Source organism: Paenibacillus doosanensis (assembly GCF_025060755.1).
Lineage (GTDB): Bacteria > Bacillota > Bacilli > Paenibacillales > NBRC-103111 > Paenibacillus_S > Paenibacillus_S doosanensis.
This window is the reverse complement of sequence record NZ_JANYUY010000046.1, coordinates 1-18,969: the sequence shown is the minus strand read 5'-3', so window position 1 is coordinate 18,969 and position 18,969 is coordinate 1. Positions and strand designations below refer to the sequence as shown.

The following is an 18,969-nucleotide window of genomic DNA, read 5'->3' as shown; positions in this document are numbered from 1 at the left end:
AGCCACCCTGTCTGTTTTATATGGAAACCGAACCTTCCTTATTTCCACTGTTTTTCAGGCCTGTGACCAGCTGGGATTCCAAAGAAACGACCATATCCATCGAAGCGATTTGCTCCATGGCGGATATGAGCTGCTCCTGCTTTTTCAGCTTCAGGCTAAAATGCAGGTGCATCGACGGAGCGGACCCGTCTTCCGGGGCGTGCTCATCGGGGAGCATCTTCAGGTTGGTGATCTGTACGTCGTGATCCCCGAAGATCGAAGCGATTTTGCCCAGCGCTCCGGGGTTATCGATAATCTGAATGGCGACCTCTTGATATCGGCGGTGGCGCATCAGATGCTTCTCCCACTTATTAAGCAGGAACAGGCTGATCAGCACGAGAAAGGTGCAGAACAGCGCGCCCATATAAAATCCCGCGCCCACGCTGAGGCCGATGGCGGCGACTACCCATACCGAGGCGGCCGTCGTCAAGCCTTTGATCATATTGCCGTTGCGGAGAATCGCCCCGGCTCCCAGAAAACCGATACCGCTAATGACCTGCGCCGCCAAACGGGCCGGGTCCGTCCGCACATTCGCCTCATTGACAAATTGGGAAAAGCCGTAGCTGGACAGCAGCATAATCGTCGTCGAACCGAGACAAACCAGAATATGCGTGCGGAATCCCGCCGCATGATTGCTCCATTCCCGTTCCATTCCGATCAAACCGCCCAATACGACGGACAATATCATCCGGAGCACAAGCTCCCAGTGAGTGATTTCCCATACGCTTCCGCTTGTCATTGTCAATTTCTTTCTCTCCCAGCCCAGTAAAATAAGTTAGATGTATTAAATAATGCCTCGCTTCAATTCGGGGCTTGCCGCCGACTCCTCCGTTCGGGGAATCAGCCTGCCCGTCTCCTTGTCGTACACATTGACCTTCTCCTGCGGGATCGTAACCCACACCATTTTGCCGACCGGATAGTCCAGCTCTCCGATCACCTTGGCCAGCAGCAGATTGTCGCCCCGGGTCGTCAGCTGAATAAGCGTCTCCGATCCCGCAGGCATCACGGAATAAATGCTGAGCATTGCGGCGCCTTCCGTTTTCTCGGACGAGATGAGGATATCCTCCGGATATACAGCAAGCACCGCTTTGCCGCTTCCCGCTCCGGATGAAGCTCCCGGCAGGACGAGCGTGCCGAGCTCCGATTCCGCGGTCAGGCTGCCGTTAAGATAAGCGACATCCGCGTCGATGAAATTAATTTTGGGATTGCCGATAAAGTCGGCGACCCTTAAGTCGACCGGGTGGCGGTAAATATTTCTCGGCGTATCCACCTGAACCAAATGGCCTTCGAAAAACACAGCGATCTTGGTCGACATCGTAAGCGCTTCAACCTGATCATGCGTAACGTAAATAATCGTCGTCTTCAGCTCGCGGTGAAGCCGTTTCAGCTCCGCTCTCATTTCCAGTCTCAGCTTGGCGTCAAGATTGGAGAGCGGTTCGTCCAGCAGCAAAATCTTCGGCTCGGTCACGATCGCTCTCGCAATCGCCACCCGCTGCTGCTGGCCGCCGGACAGCTCCGACGGATAGCGGTCCTTGTACTGGATAATCCGCATCTTCTCCAGGGCGCTTTCCACCTTGGCGCGGATTTCCGCCTTCGGCGTCTTGTTGATCGACAGCCCGAAGGCCACGTTGTCGAATACCGTCATATGAGGCCACAAAGCATAGCTTTGGAATACGAGATTCAGTCCGCGCTTGGAAGGGGGCGCATAATAGCCCTTCGCGCCGTTGACCATCTCCTTGCCGTTAATGGTAAGGACGCCTTCCTCCGGGTTCTCTAGTCCCGTAATCACGCGCAGCGTCGTCGTCTTGCCGCAGCCCGAAGGTCCGAGCAGCGTCATGAAATCGCCGTCTTCAATGAACAAATCCAGATCCTTCAGTATATGATTGTTATCGAAATATTTATTAATCTTTCTCAGCTGTATCCCGCTCATATTATCCTCCTATGCCCTTCGAAAGGTCGGCTTTGCCGTATTTGGTCGCAACGAAATTCGTAATCAAAATAATCGCGATAATAATGATAACGATAGCGTCGGCATACTGTTGATAGCCTTTTTCCGCATAGCGGAACGTCAATGTCGTCAGCGTGCTCGTCTTCGGCGTCACCAGCAGAATGATCAGATCAAGCTCCTTCATCGCGCTTATGAACAAGAGCAGGAAGGCGCTGATCAGCCCTTTGCGGCTCAGCGGCACCATGATATTGAAGAATCTCCGGAACCAGGAGGCTCCGTGCAGCTTGGCCGCTTCCTCCAACTCCCCGCTGATTTGCAGCATGGTGCTCGTACCCGAGCGGGTGGCGAACGGCAGTTCTTTGACGATCGTGATCAGAATGACGATGGACAAGGTTCCATACAAGGCAGGCAGCAGCAAATGCGGCTGTGCGAACATCGAAAGATAGATTGCGGCGAAGGATATGCCGGGAATGAGGTAGGGCATGAAGGAAAGCTGCTCCACCAATTTTCCGGAAAAGCTTTTACGTCCTTTGGAGATGACGTATCCGAATATTAAACCCATTATAGCCGCGATTGACGCTGCCAGCAATGCGATTTGTAAAGAATTTTTTAAGCCGAGCCAGATTGTGTCGCTCTTGAGAATTCCTACCTCGCCGGAAGCGATGGAGAAGTCCGAATCGCCGAACCAGTAATGCGTCGTCAGGTTGCTTAAGCTGTAATTGCCGTCCTGCAGCATGAACGTTTGCCATAAGAGCAGCAGCAGCGGGAAGATGCCCGCCGAGAACATGAACAGGAAGACGGCGGCGACGGCCGGTATTTTCCACTTCCCGAGCGGAGTGACGGTTTTGCGCGAATCTTTGCCGCCGATCGTCGCATAGCTCTTGCGCTTGCCGATCGCCCGCTGATTGAAGTAGATCGTCAGCGACGAGATGATGATCAGAATCAGGCTGAGCACGTAGGCGTCGGAAATCATCCGGTTTTTCATGCTGCCGTACAGCATCGTAGCGATCGTATAATATTTGACCGGAAGCCCGAGAAAGGCGGCGGCGCCGAAGGTGCCCATGCTTTTGGAGAAGGTCAGGATGAGCGCCGACAAAATCGCCGGAAGGACGAGCGGGAACGTAATTTTGCGCAATATCGTAAACCGGCCTGCCCCCAAAATATCCGCCGTTTCCTCCAGCGAGCTGTTGATCGAGCTGAGCGATACCGCGATCAGCAGGTAAAAGAACGTATAGTAGTGGGCGACCAGTACGATGGAAATCGGGAAGAAGCCGTACGAAATCCAGTCGGGCGGGTTCACGCCGAGCACATATTGCAGCATCCCTTGCGTTCCGCCGACGCGGTCGTTCTTGAAGACAATCAGCCAGGCGAACGATTTGATCCAGGAAGGCAGCATGTAGGGAATGATCGCCAGAAACGCCCACGTCTTTTTATAGGGAAGGTCGGTGCGCGTGACGAGCCAGGCGAGCCCTCCGCCGATGACCATCGAGAAGAACGAGACGAATACGGCGATATTGAATGAATTCAGCAGCGGCTTGTAAAAAATCGACGAGCTGATATCGCTGTACAGCACATGCAGCCAATGATTGATCGTCAGCTCTCCCGGTACGGCGCCGGGATTGGCCCGAATGTCCTCCGGATGCCAGGTGAACGTATGCGCTACGATCTCCCACAGCGGAATGACGATAGTATAGCCCAGGAAAATAATCGCTATGATGCTGATCAAGCTGAGTGGATTCGTAAAGATGCCCTTAACCCTGTTCAATGAGCGCGTCATCGTAAACTTCGGAACGGGTCTGCCGGGATATTCGACTTTGTTCACCGCGTCTACACCTCTTTTTTCCAGCCTGTCGCTGTTATGTTGTCGCTTCCGTCCGAACCGCATTTCGCAAGCGCTCTACCGAAGCCAGAACCTGCTCGCGCAGCGGTCTATCCTGCTCGAATTTATTCATCGTCAGCTCCAAATTATATACGCCGTCATACCCCGCCTGCCGCAAAGCGGATACGTACTGCTCCAGAGGCAGGCTGCTGCGCTCGGTCAGCGGGTTATGGGTGCCGGTCTTGCCGATGCCGTGGATATGGGTATGAACCGCCCTCGCCACAAACTCCGCATCCGGCAGATCGGTCAGCAGCTCCTCGGGAGGAGCCTTTAATTGATGCGCGTCGAGCAGATTGGAGTAGAAATGTCCCATATCCCACGTAACGCCGACGGCGGGATGGTTCACCTCGCTTACGATACGCAGCACGCCGCCGATCGAATCGCCCGGATCGACCTTGCTCGCCTTCTTGCGGTTGTTCTCGATGCCGATCCGAAGCGGCAGGCTCTCCGCATCGATCAGCGCGGTCCATTCGCCGAGCAGCGCGACGGTTTGGCGGTGCAATTCCTCCTCGGAGCCCGTCTTCGCGTCGAACGCATGCAGCGCCATCGTCAAGCCGCTCTGGTATTTATGGAAATGCTTCAATATATAGCTCATCGAAGGATAAATTTCGGCGAAGCTCGTTCCCGGATGCTCTCCGGCCACATGGCCGTGAACCGTCAGCTGCAGCCCCGTATCCCAGATCAGCTGAATCAGATCGCGGTAAGCCCATTCGTCGGCTCCGCGGGGCAATATCCGCACCTCGACCGAACGGACGCCGCCTGCTTTGAGCGCATCGAGCAGCTGCTCTACCCGGTCGTAATGCGCGATCAGATCGTTCGGGCTGTCCTTGCTCGCCTTGCCGAGAAACACCGGGCTTTGAATCGAAAAACCTAACATGGAACAACACTCCGTTTCGTTAGAAGGTCACTGACTTTTAAGAAGGTCACCGATTTTTAGGAAGAAGATCATTGATTTTTGATCCAGAAGTTGACGACATCCTGATATACTTTGTAAAACTTCTCGCTGTCGTACTGCCATACGTTCAGCTGATCGATGTTTTTGCCGTTCTTGTGCTGCACGTCCGAACGGGTCATCCACGAGCCGACCTCGTTGAACGGCGTCGTGCCCTCGCCCTTGCCGTCCGCCTCGCCGGCCATCCAGCGCACGAGCAGCTTCGCCGCGTTCGGATGCGGCGCCTTGTTGGCGACGAAGAGCAGTCCCTCGTCGACGACCGACAGCTTCGGCTTCATATCCCAGATGATGTCGGCCTTCAAGCCTTTGTCGGCCATCTTGCGGATATCGCCGGATACGCCGATGAAGACCGGCGCCGGTTTGTTCGGAGCCGCCTTGCCGACCGCATCCTGGCCGTCCCCGCTCGCCTTGACGAGGATAACGTTTTTGTAAAACCGCTGCAAAAATTCATAGCCCGCATTCGTCGTGCCGTTCAGCACGATATCGCTCCCGAACTTCTCTTTGTAAGCCGCAGCCATCTCATCGGCATTGACGACGAAGGAGACGAACATATCCATCTGCGCCGGGGATTGCAGCGGATCGACCATCAGCACCCGGTTTTTCCATTCCGGGGTCGTCAGATCCCACCAGTTATTGACCGGAGGCGTCTTGTTCTGCTCCGTATTGTAGAAGAGCGTGCGGAATTCGAGATACGGCACGAACGCGATGCCTTTGCTGCGCCACGGCTCATACACCTTCTCGGCGATATCGGCCGGCAAGTATTTGAAGAGCGCGCCCTTCTTCACCAATTCTTCCTCGATGCCCCCGCCCACTTCCTTGGTCAGCACGAGGTCCGCGTTGAAAATGCCGGCGGCCTGCTCGCGAATCAGTTTATCCATAATGACGTTGGATTTCAGATCAAAGGCTTCCACTTGAATGCCGGGATACTTGGCCTCAAACGTCTTTTCTACGTCGTTGATGCGCCCGGAGGTCGAATAGACGGTCACTTTGCCTTCTTTTTTGGCCTTTTCGTACAGCTCCTCCACCGTCTCTGTCTTATACAATCCGTTCTGCTCGGCCCACTCCGATTTGCCGCTTCCGGCTGCGGCGGCTGCTCCGCCTGCGGGCTGGTCCGCCGTCTTGGGTGCTGAAGTGCTGCAGGCTGCGATCACCATGCTGAAAGTCATCAGTAACGCGCAAACATTCCTCGCTTTTTTCATCCAAAACACCCCTGTTTCTTTAATAAAAACAAATTGTACCTGCCCTGTCCTACTGCATTCTCAGCCAAAATTCTCTGAACTTTACGAAGTTAGCGTAAAAGTAATCGGAGTCGTAATCCCACACTTTGAGCTGATCGATCCCGGGCTGATCGGTGCGGCCGTTATCGGTGCGCGTCGACCAGGAGCCCATGACGTTAAACGGCTTGAACCCGTCGGACTTGCCGTCCGCTTCGCCCGCCATCCAGCGGATCATCAGCTTGGCGGCATTCACGTTCGGCGCTTTGTCGGCCACGTACAAGTAGGACGGACCGACAACGGAAATACGGGGCAGCACATCGTAGGTCGCCGCAATGCTCAGCTTTTTCTCTATAACCTCCCGCAGCTTGCTGGATGCGCCGATGCCGATCGGCGGCTTGCCCTGCGCCGCAGACCCGACCGCTTCGACGACCTCGTCGCTCGATTTAAGCAGAACCGGATCGTTCGCAAGAAACCGTTTGAAAAACTCGTAAGCCGCATTTTCCGTCCCGTTCAAAACGATATCTTTGCCGAATTTGGCCTTGTACGCCTCCTTCATTTCGTCGGCATGCTGCGCCATCGCCAGGAACAGATCCATCATATCGGCCGAATCGATCGGATCGTTCATCAGCACCTTGCCTTTCCACTCCGGCATCGTCAGGTCCCACCAGTTGGTGACCGGAGGCGTTTTGTACACATCCGTATTGTAAAAGATCGCGCGCAAGCTGAAGTACGGCACCAGCCCCCCGCTCTTGCTCTTATACGGCTCCACCATCTTCGCCGTCAAATCGGCCGGCATGTAGCTGTGAACGAGCTTCTTGGTCGTCAGCTCCGTCGAGACGGCGCCGCTCGCATCCTTGACGAAGATGACATCCGCGTTGTAAATGCCGGCGCCCTGCTCGCGGATGACCTTCTCCACGATATCGTTGGTCGACATATTGAAGGCTTCCACCTTAATGCCCGGGTATTTGGCCTCGAAGCTCGCCTTCACGTCTTTAATCCGGCTCGACTGCGAGTAGACGACGACCTTGCCCTCCTGCTTCGCCTTCGCATACAGCTCGTCGACGGTTTCCGTCTTGTTCAGCCCGTTTTGCTCCGCCCATTCGGAAGCTGCGGCCACGCCGCCGGCCCCTCCCGCTTTGCCTCCTCCGCCGTGGGTCTTCTCTCCCGCGCCGGAGCCGCAGGCGGCAAGCATAAACATCATGGTAAAGGCGACGAGCAGGCCGGTCGCCGCTTTGCGCTTTTTCTTCATTGTGATGAAACCTCCTGTATCATACGTACATGAATACAACGGACTGCGCATGCGTAAACGGTCTTACGATCGCAACTTCCTCCCGTTACTGCTGCTTCAACCAGAGATCGCGGATTTGGGGCGAGTTTTCATAGAAAAATACCGGATCGTACTTCCAGACGTTCAGCTTCTCCAGAGGCAAATCCTCCACCTGCTTAACATCCGACCGCGTCGGCCACGCCCCCCAAATATTGAACGGCTTCAGTCCCGCTCCGTTGCCGTCCGCCTCTCCCGCCATCCAGCGGATCAGCAGTTTGGCCGCATTCGGATGCTTCGACTGGTCGCCGACGTACAGCAGCGCCTGCTCGACATGGGATACCTTCGGCTTGATGTCGTAGGAGACGCCCAGCTTCAGCCCCTGTCCCTGCGCTTCACGCAGCTTCGTCGATACGGCGAGCCCGATCGGCGGCTTCGTCTGTCCGGTTTTGCCTACCGCCTTGACGATGTCCCCGCCGGAATTGGTCAAGATGAGGTCGTTGGCCGACAGGCGGCGGATAAACTCATAACCTGCGTTCGGCGAACCGTTCAAATCGATGTCTTTGCCGAATTTGTCCTTGTACGCCTGCTTCATATCGTCGGCGTTCTGCACCATCGCGAGGAACAAATCCATCGTATCGGCCGATTTCATCGGGTCGCTGATCATGATGCGCCCCTTCCACTCCGGCGTGGTCAAATCCCACCAATTGGTGATCGGCGGCTTCGGGTATACCTCGGAGTTGTAGAAAATGCCTCTGGCTTCCACGTACGGCACGAGCCCTTCCACCTGGCTCTTGTACGGCTCCGTCATTTTGCTTACAATGTCGCTCGGCATATATTTATGAACGATGCCTTTCTTCAGCAGCTCCATCGTGAACGTGCCGCCCGTATCCTTCGTGAAAATGACATCGGCGTTATAGACGCCGGCTCCGTGCTCCCGAATCAGCTTCTCGAGCATATCGACCGAGCTGATATTATAAGCTTCTACTTTCACGCCGGGATATTTGGCCTCGAAGGAATCCTTCACATCGCTGACCCGGCTGGACATCGAGTACAGGACGACGGTTCCTTCCTCCTTCGCCTTGGCGTACAGCTCCGCCGCCGTCTCCGTCTTGTTCAGTCCCGCCTGCTCCGCCCATCCGGCCGACGCTTGAGCGCCCCCCGGCGCCCCGTTGCCTTTGCTCTCCGCTCCCCCGCCGGTGCCGCCGCATCCGCCTATTGCCAGCATCGCCGAGCATATCAACGCCGCTGCCGCCAATCTTACCTTTGTCCGCTGCATTGTGATCCCCCTATTGTCTAAGAGTGTGATGATTTCATCGTGTCCTGCGGCGATAGAGGTTCCACTCGCTGTTCCAACTCTCTACCGACTCTCCGGCCACTTTTTCACCACGCTTCTAAAAATGTGGCGAAAAAGTCCGCTGCGGTGCCGTTTGATCTTCCAATCGTTTTTCCAGATTCAAATGGCCCCTCCGCTCTTTTTTCACCGGGCTTCTAAAATTCGTGATGGATTCGCGGACTGCGGCCGCTTTTTCCTTTCACCGCATGTATAAGCCGCCCCAGGTTAAGCGCTTTATCTTTTACTCGGGCCATACTAGGTCCTTGCCGAAATAAACGCTGCGCCGCTTGTTATTCCGCTGCATTTCAGCATCGCTCGAAGCGCCCCTTCCCGGCGATGATTCGGCCGATTCGAACAGCGTCTTCGCTTTTCGCCCGTCGTTTAAGCTCTATTTCCCGGGCTTTTCAAAAAAGTAAGCGTTATCATTCCTTGCGAAAAAGGAGAGACTCTAGCGCAGTCTCTACTCCTTATTGTCATCCGGCCCGTTCACGGGCGAACAAGTGCTGCGTATGATCAGCTCGGTATCCAATATAATCGAATCCGCCGTCCTTTGGTTGCTCTGCATCATCTGCAAGAGCAGCTCCGCCGCCTGGCGTCCCATTTCCTTCCGCGGCTGCGCCACCGTCGACAGCTTGATCCAATGCAAATTCGTCATTTCCAGATTGTCGAAGCCGATGACGCTGATCCGCCCCGGAACCGCAATATGATGGCGGGCCGAGTACTCCAGCGCTCCGATACCCAGCAGGTCGTTCGCCGCGAACACCGCGGTCATATCGGGCGCATCTTGGAGCAGCCGCCCCATCGCCTTATATCCGCATTCAATCGTCCGGCCGTTCCACGATATAGCCTTCGAATCCGGCTCGATCCCTTGCCGATTCAAGCTGTCGACATATCCGCGGTACCGTTCCTGACCGGTAAACGAATAGCGCGGCATTCCGATAAATCCAATCCTCCGATGCCCTAAGGAGAACAAGTAATCCATCGCGTTGCAGGTACCCTCGTAATGATTGACGTCGACGAACGGCATCCCGAGCCCCGCCGGAGGCCGCCTGCGAAGAAAGACGACCGGTATATCCAGACGCTGCAGCAGTTCTATAGCTTCTTCGTCCAAAAAATCCGGCGTCACGATGATCCCGTCCATTTTCCGTTCCATCACGCTGGTCAAAAACCGCTTCTCCTTATCGGGACGCCGCGACGTGTTGACGTAGACGACCTGATATCCGTTCTCCGACAGCACTTCCTCGACATCGTGAGCCATCGCCGAGAAGAACGGATCGGTGATATCCGGGATCATTAACCCGACCGTATTCGATTTGCGTTGAATCAGGCTTCGCGCCACGGCGTTCGGCGTGTAGTTGAACCGCTTCATCGCCTCCAGCACTTCCTGCTTCGTCTCCTCCCGGATATCGGGATGGTTATTGAGCGCCCGCGATACGGTAGAAACGGAAACCCCGAGCTGTTTAGCGATATCTTTTATAGTTGGCATAATGTGTCATTCTCCTTTTGGCAACGTTTCCGGTAACGTTACCAAAAGTGTAAAATAAAACGCTATCGTTGTCAACGAAAAGATACTTGCTTCTCGCCGACCGCAATCGCGATTTATTTGCCCTCCGCCGCAAGCCACTCGGACCATGTCGTAGCGTAGCCGTCCCGGTTGCCGGCGCAATAATCGTAAAACCGATGAATGAAAGCCAGCCGCTCCAGCGCGGGCTCGTATTTGTACTGGTCCTGCGGGTCCGTCCTCCCCACGTCCTTGCCTCCGATGAGCACATGTCTGCGCAGCAGATCGTCCCTCTCCACCTCCTTCGCATTGCGCAGCATATCGTACATCAGCATGAAGCTGGTCGTCCTCCCCACCCCGCCGCGGCAGTGAAAATGCAGCCACATTCCTGCGGGCAGCCCGTTCACATAGCGGATAAACCGGTCGACCTCGCCGTCAAGCGGCCGGTGGTGATCCGTGACGAAAAACCGGATGTATCCCGCTCCTTCGGATAGCACAAGCTCCTCCTCGGTCTGCACCTTTCTCGGGCCGGTCAAGGCTGCGTCCAAATCCACCGATTTATTCGGCAGCCGGTCGAATACAAGCTCGGGCGCTTGCCCGGCTTCATCCAGCAGCCGCCGTTCTTCGGCACAGACGTCCTCATGGGTTAAGCCTTTATTGCAGCCGTTATGCTCGCCGTACCAACTAACCGCCATCCCGTTGACAAAACCGTGGCTTTCCTGGCGCAAATCGACAACGGTCAGCGGCCCCGGGCCTATCGCCTTCCGAATCAGCCGAAGCCCGTTATGCGAAAATTGTCCGCTCCCCGACGCCCGCAATTCGGCTAATCCCGACAGATTGGGCGGCTCCTCCGTCCCCGGCGGAATCGGCGTCGTCGTCATGCGGAATTTTTTGGGCAATGTCTCCTGATTGTCCACATCGATAATCCGATGCGCTGTTTGACTTGGCATGTGCATCATGCTCCTTTCGTTCTTTTGAATCGATACCTTCTTCCGAATGTAAATCTAAAACGGCTGAGTGCGGACGGGCAGCGTATTTTCCGTTTGCAGCAGACGCTGCAGCAGCTGCCAGACGAGCCCGAAGCGAATCTCCGCATATTCCGGGACGTCCCAGACGTTGCGATCTTGGGCAGGGTCCGTACGCAAATCGTACAGCTCCCCGTCATCGCGGCCGCTTCTAACCGTTAAGCGAAAATCTTTGCTGCGCAACGTTTTCTCGAACACTTCGGCCGCATCGGTCCGCGACGTTTCGAAATTATGCTCGATCAGGGCAAAAGGCGGCCGCCCCGGGTCCGTCCCTCCGCCGAGCAGCGGCAGCAAGCTTCGAGCCTGCATCGAGTGCGGCTTCATGCTCCCCGTCAGGTCGCAAATCGTCGGCGCGAGATCGAACAGCTGAACGATGTCGTCGACGACGCGCGGTACGGGCGGCGCCTCCGTCATCTCCGGCGTCTTCACGATCATCGGGATGCGAATGCTCTCATCTTCGGGACGTCCTTTGCCCCATCGTCCGTAATCGCCAAGAAACTCTCCGTGATCGCTGGAAAACAAAATCGCCGTTCGCTTCGCCAAGCCCGATTCGTCCAAGTAACGAAGAATCTCTCCTACGCAATCGTCCACATGCGAGACCAGCGTATAATAAGCGGCACGCTTCTTGCGGATGCTTTCCTCATTATCGGAGGTTATGTCGCATTTTCTCGGCAAGGGCATATCCGCGGGATCGTATCGGCCGGCCAGATCGGACGGAACGATAAACGGCGAATGCGGGTCGAAGAAGCTCGACCAGAGCAGGAACGGGGCGTTCCCGTACTCGCGCAAAAACTCGACCGACGCCTCGCCGACCCAGCGGCTGTGGGAAGCCCGCGCCGGAAAAGCCCCCGTCGTCTCCGCATGGTCGGTCCGGCTGCGGACTCGCGAAGCACCGGGCTCGATGCGGATCGCGTCCGCATATTCCGGATAATTGCGCTCTACCCATTGGGTGTACGGATCTCGGTAGACGCCGCGCTCGTCGGTCACCTGCAGCGTCCGAAAGCCGTAGCCCGGATGAGGCGCCGTATGGTCGCGGTACGTATGATTCTGCACATGAAGCTTGCCGATATGCGCCGTATGATAGCCGCGCTGACTTACGATTTGCGGAAAAGTCACCTCCCGCTCGGACAAGCGGACACCGCCGCCGCGAACGCCGTGCGCATGAGGAAAGCGGCCGGTCAATAGAGATGAGCGAGCCGGCATGCAGGCCGGGGCGTTGGTGAACGCTTGGGAGAAGCGGACGCCCTCCCGGGCCAGTCTGTCGATATGAGGCGTATGAGCCCCGCCCTCTCCCGCACATGACAGCGCGTCCCAGCGCAGCTGATCGACGGTAATGAGCAAAACGTTCATCATCCTGCTGTCGCCTCCTTATGAATGCCGAGATTTTGCAATCGTTGTGAAAAACTAAGGTAAGCGCTTAACCTAAAGCTAAAAATAAATTCGCAAGCTAATTTCGATAGGATTGTGAACAGTAAGTTAATTCAGCTGGTAACGTTACCGGAAACGTTACCAAAATTTTAAAATAAACACGGCGCTTTGTCAACAAAAAAATGAAATCGCTTTAATTCCGCGAACCAAGGACAATCCTCCCCTCATATGATAGCTTATGGGAGGTGCTTTACATGAAAACAAGAAGCGTCTTCATCACACTATTCGGCATATGGTTTATTGCGGCTCCGTCGGTGTTCGGCTATACCGATCTTTATGCGGCGGCATGGATAAGTGTTGGCTTAGGCATCGTTCAAATCATAGCATCGCTCTGGTCGCTGCGTTATGCTTCGGGCGATTCCCCTCCACATCTTGTCACTCTTTTGACAGGTCTCGTGATGGCGGTTATGCCCTTCACGCTTTTGTCCGATCGTACGATCTGGATCAGCGCAGCCATCGGCGTATTGACCATTCTATTCAGCTTTGCCAATCTAAGCGTCAGAGCGCGGAAATGAGAATTTGTCGCCAACGGGAAATATCTTTACCGCGCTGACGCTTTCGTAAACTTAAGCTTTCCAATGCGGCAAGAAAACGCGGCGCTATCGCTTATCCTCTCGTCCGAAACGATGCATAGAAAAACGACAGATGTAAATACTTTACATAAAAACGCAAAGACGAGGTGGAACCATGATCAGCCGATTCATCGCGTTTCTCAAAGATTATTTCCTGCCTAACCAACTGGATAATCCCTTTCATTATTACGATGAATATGGGCACTATTCCTACTATAGAATCGCCGAGCAAGACTATGATCCGATTCAAGACGACCCCGGCACCGAATTTCAATTGTACCGCGGCGGAAGATAAATTCCGGTCTAATCCGTTCCGCGCGTTTAAACCGTCAGGAGATGACTATGGATATCGATCAATTGCTGGAGAAGCTGTTTCAATCCGCCGAGGATCGGCACGAGTGGACCGTCACGCCGTTCGGCAGCACGTATATCGTTGAACCCGTCCGCCGCTCGGCGAACGCCGGGGAACTTGCGGAGGAAGCTTTGCCGTCTTCGCCGAATGAGATAACGCCGCAATAAACAAAGAGCCGCGACGACCAAACCAAAATGGAAAATCGGCAGCCATCCCAAACGGACACCGCAGCCGCTATTTTTGCCAAAATCGGCTTATCGGATTTCTAATGGACAATTAATCCCAATAAGCGCTGCGATGACCGCCAGCATTTGAAATCGGCGGATTGCGACAGCTTAAGCATCCTCTATGTCCGTTAGCGCTTGTAAAAGTAAACGGCCCTGCTCCGTATGGAGAGGGCCGTTTTTCCAGTCTCGAAAAGCGAAGCGTTCCAACTCTCTATCGACTCTCCGGCCCCTTGCTCACCGCGCTTTTAAGGAGTCTGTCCGACGGAGTTACTTTTGTGCATATCCTATTTTGCCGCTAACGCTGCATGACCGCTGTCATTTTGATTATATTTACCTTCTGCGCGGTTCATCGGACAGACTCTTACGGCAGCCGGTAAAAACGTACGCAGGTCGGCTGCGGAAGCGAAATGGACTGTCCGTTCGGCGTCAAGCGGCCGCTGTCGCGATCGACCTTGAAGACGACGACCGAATCGGAGTCCTTGTTGGCTGCAAGCAAGTAGCCGCCGCTTGGCGTCAAGCTGAAATGCCGCGGATGCGCGCCGCCGGTCGAGATCGTCTGCACAGCGCTTAAGACGCCGCTCTCCGGATCGACAGCGAACACCGCGAGGCTGTCATGTCCGCGGTTCGAGCCGTACAGGTACGAGCCGCAGGGCGAAATCTGAACTTCCGCGCAAATGCTCTCGCCCGCGAAATCATCCGGCAGCGTGGAAATCGTCTGCACCGGCTGCAGCTTGCCCGCGTCCCCGTCGTAGACGAACGCGGTCACTGTAGAGCTCAGCTCGTTGATGACATAGGCGTGTCTGCCGTTCGGATGAAAGGCGAAATGGCGCGGGCCCGAGCCCGGCTCCATCGCAACCTCGTCATGCGGCTGCAGCTTGCCCTGTTCGCTGTCCAGCCGATATACCACGATCTTGTCCATCCCCAGATCCGGTACGATGACGAACCGGTCGGACGGATCGGTATAAACCGAATGCGGATGCGCGCTGTCCTGGCGCTTCGCTACAACGCTGGAACCCTCATGACGCGCCTTGTCGGCAAGCTGGCCGACCTCGCCGTTGCCCTGCACAGGGAACAGATTGACGGTCCCTTCCGAATAACTGACGGTAAGCGCAAACTGCTCCGCGTGATCCAGGTTAATATGCGTCGCCGATTTGTCCAGCGACAGCGCTTGTCCGGCCGGGGCCAGCGTGCCCGTTGCCGGATCGATGCGGAACGTAAGCACCGCTCCGCTGTCCTGGCCTTCATCCGCCTGCGTATACGAGTACAGCAGCCCCTGCCGCTGGCTTACAGCCATAAACGTCGGGTTGATCAGCCCCGGAATCGCATCGACCGCCGACAGCGTCCCTTCTTGCTCGTCCCAGGCATAAACATGAATGCCCGGTGCTTGTTTGCCGGCGTAAGAGCCGAAATATGCTATCATTTTACCCGTTTCCATAGCTTCCTCTCCTGTCCGGTTTCCAAATATACCTTATTGTACCCGCCTCTACTTCAATTCAACCTGCTTGCCTCCGCCAATCTCAACGACGGTGCCGTCCACGCTGATCCAAACGGACTGCGCCGACGGGTTGTATACGAATTCGCTGGAAGCGGCAAATTGCAGCCGGCGGAACGCCTTGAAATAATCGACGATTTCGATATTGGTCGCATACCAAATATCGTCCCGTTTCCCGGTAAACTCGCAGAAGCCTTCGATCAAATCCCAGTTATTGTCGGTGTCGAACTCGTAGCTGTGTCCCCAAACATACATTAAGTACAAGTACTGCTGTTTATGTAATTGTGTGAAGCTTTCGGCCAATTCCATTAAATTCCGCTTGTGATGGCAGGTCGCCTTCCACTCCATCCAATCGTCCGGCAAACCGAAGCCTCCGGTAGCTTCAACCACTCTGGAATATTCAATGCCGAGGTGCGGCAGCATCTCCTTGATTTGACGGTTGAACGAGCCGTTAGGATAAGACATGCCGCGAACCGTATAACCGGCGACTTTCTCCAGAGCCTTCCGGTCTTCGACAATCTCTTCAAGCAGCTGCTCCCGCGGCGATCTGACGATCGTCGGATGCGTCACGGTATGCGCGGATATTTCGTGCCCCCGGTACAGCTCGGCCGCTTCCTCTTGCCCAATCCGGTCGCCGGTTCCCATCAGACCGGAGTTCAAGTGAAACGTCCCTTTGATCCCGTGATCGTTAAATATGCGCACCAGCCTGCGGTCGGCGGCTCTCCCGTCGTCGTAGCTCATCGTCAGCGCTTTGAACTTCCCTTCCGGGTAGGTCATCAAAATTTTGGACATAACAGCCTCCTGCTAATAGATATAGGATGATTCGCCATAGCTATCTATTAGTTTACCATTGAACAAGCAGCGGTGAAATATGGGAATTTCATGGAGTCGTTCGCAACTTTCCTTACTTGTATCTCCGGATGAATTCGACAGCCTTGCGGATATCCTCCTCCGGCCGGTCGCCGACCTCGCGTTCGATCGTCAAATAGCCTTGGTAGCCGATCTCCTGCAGCGCGGCGAAATACGCGTCGAACGGCACTTTGCCTTCGCCGAGCGGCACCTCCTTGAAAATTTCGCCGGAGGATACCATCTGCGCGATTTTCCCGTGATCCATCGGCTCGAAGCCGAGCGCGCCGTACACTTCCCGCGGATCGACCTCGCGGTAACGAATGCCGTCCTTCACATGCGTATGGACGATGTAGTCCTTCAGCAGGCGGACGCCCTGCACCGGGTCGTCGCCCGTCACCATCACCATGTTGGCCGGATCGAAGTTGACCGAGACGCCGTTCGTGCTAAGCGTATCGAGGAACCGCTTCAGATGCGCGGCAGGCTCCGGCCCGGTTTCGATCGCGAAGTAGGCGTTCAGGCTTTTGGCATACTGCCCGAGCTCCTCGCAGGCCGCCTGCATGCTGAGATACACTTCGCCGTTCTCGTCCTCCGGCACGATGCCGATATGCGTCGTGACGATGCTCGTACCCAGATCCAGCGCCAGATCGAGAATCCGCTTGGACTTCTCGACTTTGGCCGCATTGGCGGCTTTGTCCTGGAAGCCGTGCCCGCCCAAGTCTCCGCACAGCGCGGAAATGTCCAAGCCCAGCGAGGCGATAAACGCCTTCAGCTCCTTGCGGGCCGAAGGCGTCAGCGCGGCCGGGTCCATCTCCCCGCTCACCGCGTAAATCTGCACCCCGTCGGCGCCGACCTCCTTGGCTTTTTTCAAGCCTTCCCGCACTCCTATGCCGAAGCTGTCGACGATCACGCCGATGCGATTGGTCAATGCCATCTTTCATCCTCCTCGATTTTTGAGATTGCAATCTCAGTTTTCCTGCTGATTCCATTTTACCCTTTTACCGCCCCCGCCGTCATCCCCTTCATAATTTGCTCCTGAAACAGCAGGAAGACGATAATCGTCGGCAGCACCGCGATGGACAAGGCGGCCATCGTCAGCTTATAATCGGTCGCATAGCCGGTGGCGAAGACGGAGAGACTGAGCGGCAGCGTCTTGAGCGCAGGCTTGCTGATGAAAACCAATGCGAAGGCAAAGTCGTTCCAGAAGCGGAGGAAAGCCAGAATCGCGACCGTAGACAGAGCCGGAATGCTGAGCGGCAGCATGATCCGGACGAAGATGCCCCAATATCCCGTTCCGTCCATCAGCGCCGCTTCCTCGATTTCCTTCGGCACCGAGGTTAAGTAGGAGGCGGCGACGAAAATCGCCAGCGGCAGCTCGAACGCCGTATAAGGCAGTATGAGCGCTCCGTACGTGTCCAGCAGGCCGACTTTTTTCATAATAATGAACAGCGGCACCAGCGTGCTATGAATCGGAATTAGCATGCCAAGCAAAAACAAACCCATCATCATCGGCTTCAGCTTGAACTCGAACCGGGCCAGCGCATAGGCGGCCAAAGCGCCGAGAATGAGCGTCAGCGCCAACGATACGACCGTCACGATCGTCGAATTGACGAGCGAGACGCCCATCGCCGACACTTTCCAAGCCCGGCCGAAATTATCCCAATGCCACTCGGCAGGCAGCGCAAAGGGCTGCGAATAAAACTCCTCGTTGGACTTGAATGCGCTCATAAACAGCCAGATGAGCGGATAGAGCGTGCCCAAAGCATAAAGCGCAAGCAGCGCGTTGATCAGACCTCGCGTCCATGCCGCGCTCTTTTTTCCCTGAGGGAAGGCGGTCGTCTTTATTTGGTAAGCCTGTTCCATCGGATTCCCCCCTAGTCGTTAGCGAACTTCGCGCTTCATTAAATATTGGCTGCCCGCAATGAGGAGCATGCTCAAAATAATAATTGCCGTCGACACCGCGCTGCCGTAGCCGTAGCGGAATACGTTGAACGTGTTGTTGTACATGTACGAAGCGAGCAGCTCTGTAGAATGGGCGGGGCCTCCGCCGGTCATAACGTAGATGAGGTCGAACGCCTTCAAGCTGCCGGAAATGCACAGCACGACGGCAACCTTGATCGTATCCCAGATCATCGGCAAGGTGATGACAAACAGCTTGCGCACCGGTCCGACGCCGTCGATCTGCGAAGCGTCGTCGATTTCCGGGGAAATGTTTTGCAGCGCCGCGATAAACATAATCATGTAAGGCCCGATATAATTCCAGATAATCGGCACCATCAGCGCATACATCGAAATTTTCGGATCGGAGAGCCACGCTCTTTTCCAGGAAGCCAGCCCCATGTTATCGAGTAAAAAATTCAAAATCCCGATTTGCGGATGATAAATATAGCCCCAGATGATCCCGACCACGACCGACGAAAGAACCATCGGCATAAAGACCGAGGCGCGGATAATTCTTTGAAACAGCGTGCTTTTCATCAGCAGCACGGCGAGTATCAGGGCGATAGGCACCTGTCCGAATACCGAGGCGGCGACGATGAGCATGTTGTTTTTGAACGATTTCCAGAATATCGGGTCTTTCACGACCTCCGCATAGTTATCGAATCCGATGAAAGTAGCCGCGCCGATCCCCTTCCAATCGAAGAAACCATAGTATGCCGACCAAAATACCGGTATGATGACAAAAAAGGCGTACAGCAGAAAAGCCGGAAGCAGAGCTACGGTGATGAAGCCCCGTATGCGTGCCGTCGTTGTCATGATGTTCCCTCCTCGTATAGTATTTCTAGAACCAAGTTTTAAGCCGATTTCCAGTTCCCATGGGAACTGGCCGCAAACTTTTCGATTTCCAGTAAATCGCACCTTGAAAATTGCAAAAGGGACTGGACTTTCCC

General features: G+C 55.3%; 18 protein-coding genes. 3 read left to right on the top strand and 15 right to left on the bottom strand.

The annotated features are described in order from the left end of the window. Positions 1-16: 16 nt before the first annotated feature. The 10 genes from N0M98_RS25515 to N0M98_RS25470 all read right to left on the bottom strand — a co-directional run bounded on the left by N0M98_RS25515 (position 17) and on the right by N0M98_RS25470 (position 12,514). The gene (locus tag N0M98_RS25515; protein ID WP_249866283.1) at positions 17-778 is read right to left on the bottom strand and encodes an MgtC/SapB family protein; all 762 of its coding nucleotides are present in this window, start codon (positions 776-778) and stop codon (positions 17-19) included. Positions 779-823: 45 nt separating this feature from the next. Next, positions 824-1,969 (bottom strand): ABC transporter ATP-binding protein, encoded by a 1,146-nt coding sequence (locus N0M98_RS25510; RefSeq protein WP_249865438.1) that lies wholly within the window; start codon positions 1,967-1,969, stop codon positions 824-826. Between the two features lies 1 nt (position 1,970). Continuing rightward, a complete protein-coding gene (locus tag N0M98_RS25505; RefSeq protein ID WP_249865439.1) occupies positions 1,971-3,809 on the bottom strand; it encodes an ABC transporter permease in 1,839 nt (612 codons plus the stop codon). A 34-nt stretch (positions 3,810-3,843) separates the two neighbouring features. Beyond that, positions 3,844-4,743, bottom strand: coding sequence for a sugar phosphate isomerase/epimerase family protein (locus N0M98_RS25500; protein ID WP_259619563.1), 900 nt, complete (start codon positions 4,741-4,743; stop codon positions 3,844-3,846). A gap of 68 nt (positions 4,744-4,811) precedes the next feature. Beyond that, complete coding sequence (locus tag N0M98_RS25495) at positions 4,812-6,017, bottom strand: ABC transporter substrate-binding protein (protein ID WP_259619562.1); 1,206 nt, start codon at positions 6,015-6,017, stop codon at positions 4,812-4,814. 49 nt (positions 6,018-6,066) lie between these two features. After that, the gene (locus N0M98_RS25490; protein WP_259619561.1) at positions 6,067-7,284 is read right to left on the bottom strand and encodes an ABC transporter substrate-binding protein; all 1,218 of its coding nucleotides are present in this window, start codon (positions 7,282-7,284) and stop codon (positions 6,067-6,069) included. A gap of 85 nt (positions 7,285-7,369) precedes the next feature. After that, a complete protein-coding gene (locus N0M98_RS25485; RefSeq protein WP_259619560.1) occupies positions 7,370-8,578 on the bottom strand; it encodes an ABC transporter substrate-binding protein in 1,209 nt (402 codons plus the stop codon). 517 nt (positions 8,579-9,095) lie between these two features. Then, positions 9,096-10,121, bottom strand: coding sequence for a LacI family DNA-binding transcriptional regulator (locus tag N0M98_RS25480; RefSeq protein WP_249865444.1), 1,026 nt, complete (start codon positions 10,119-10,121; stop codon positions 9,096-9,098). 113 nt (positions 10,122-10,234) lie between these two features. After that, positions 10,235-11,086, bottom strand: a complete 852-nt coding sequence (locus N0M98_RS25475; RefSeq protein WP_259619559.1) for a protein-tyrosine phosphatase family protein — start codon at positions 11,084-11,086, stop codon at positions 10,235-10,237. 54 nt (positions 11,087-11,140) lie between these two features. Next, the gene (locus tag N0M98_RS25470) at positions 11,141-12,514 is read right to left on the bottom strand and encodes a sulfatase family protein (RefSeq protein WP_259619558.1); all 1,374 of its coding nucleotides are present in this window, start codon (positions 12,512-12,514) and stop codon (positions 11,141-11,143) included. 269 nt (positions 12,515-12,783) lie between these two features. Between N0M98_RS25470 and N0M98_RS25465 the strand changes: the two genes are divergently transcribed. The 3 genes from N0M98_RS25465 to N0M98_RS25455 all read left to right on the top strand — a co-directional run bounded on the left by N0M98_RS25465 (position 12,784) and on the right by N0M98_RS25455 (position 13,680). Beyond that, positions 12,784-13,104, top strand: a complete 321-nt coding sequence (locus tag N0M98_RS25465) for an SPW repeat domain-containing protein (protein WP_249865447.1) — start codon at positions 12,784-12,786, stop codon at positions 13,102-13,104. A gap of 172 nt (positions 13,105-13,276) precedes the next feature. Next, complete coding sequence (locus N0M98_RS25460; protein WP_249865448.1) at positions 13,277-13,456, top strand: hypothetical protein; 180 nt, start codon at positions 13,277-13,279, stop codon at positions 13,454-13,456. Between the two features lie 47 nt (positions 13,457-13,503). Continuing rightward, on the top strand, positions 13,504-13,680 hold the full coding sequence (locus N0M98_RS25455; RefSeq protein ID WP_259619557.1) for a hypothetical protein: 177 nt from the start codon (positions 13,504-13,506) through the stop codon (positions 13,678-13,680). 421 nt (positions 13,681-14,101) lie between these two features. Here the strand turns inward: N0M98_RS25455 and N0M98_RS25450 are convergent, their stop codons facing one another. From N0M98_RS25450 to N0M98_RS25430, 5 genes are all read right to left on the bottom strand, one after another. Continuing rightward, complete coding sequence (locus N0M98_RS25450; protein ID WP_259619556.1) at positions 14,102-15,175, bottom strand: lactonase family protein; 1,074 nt, start codon at positions 15,173-15,175, stop codon at positions 14,102-14,104. A gap of 48 nt (positions 15,176-15,223) precedes the next feature. Continuing rightward, the gene (locus N0M98_RS25445; RefSeq protein ID WP_259619555.1) at positions 15,224-16,024 is read right to left on the bottom strand and encodes a polysaccharide deacetylase family protein; all 801 of its coding nucleotides are present in this window, start codon (positions 16,022-16,024) and stop codon (positions 15,224-15,226) included. A 112-nt stretch (positions 16,025-16,136) separates the two neighbouring features. Then, positions 16,137-17,012, bottom strand: a complete 876-nt coding sequence (locus N0M98_RS25440) for a sugar phosphate isomerase/epimerase family protein (RefSeq protein WP_259619554.1) — start codon at positions 17,010-17,012, stop codon at positions 16,137-16,139. Positions 17,013-17,068: 56 nt separating this feature from the next. Further along, the gene (locus N0M98_RS25435; RefSeq protein WP_259619553.1) at positions 17,069-17,941 is read right to left on the bottom strand and encodes a carbohydrate ABC transporter permease; all 873 of its coding nucleotides are present in this window, start codon (positions 17,939-17,941) and stop codon (positions 17,069-17,071) included. Positions 17,942-17,959: 18 nt separating this feature from the next. Continuing rightward, positions 17,960-18,835: a carbohydrate ABC transporter permease gene (locus N0M98_RS25430; protein ID WP_259619552.1), complete on the bottom strand. Its 876-nt coding sequence runs from the start codon at positions 18,833-18,835 to the stop codon at positions 17,960-17,962. Between the last annotated feature and the right edge of the window lie 134 nt (positions 18,836-18,969).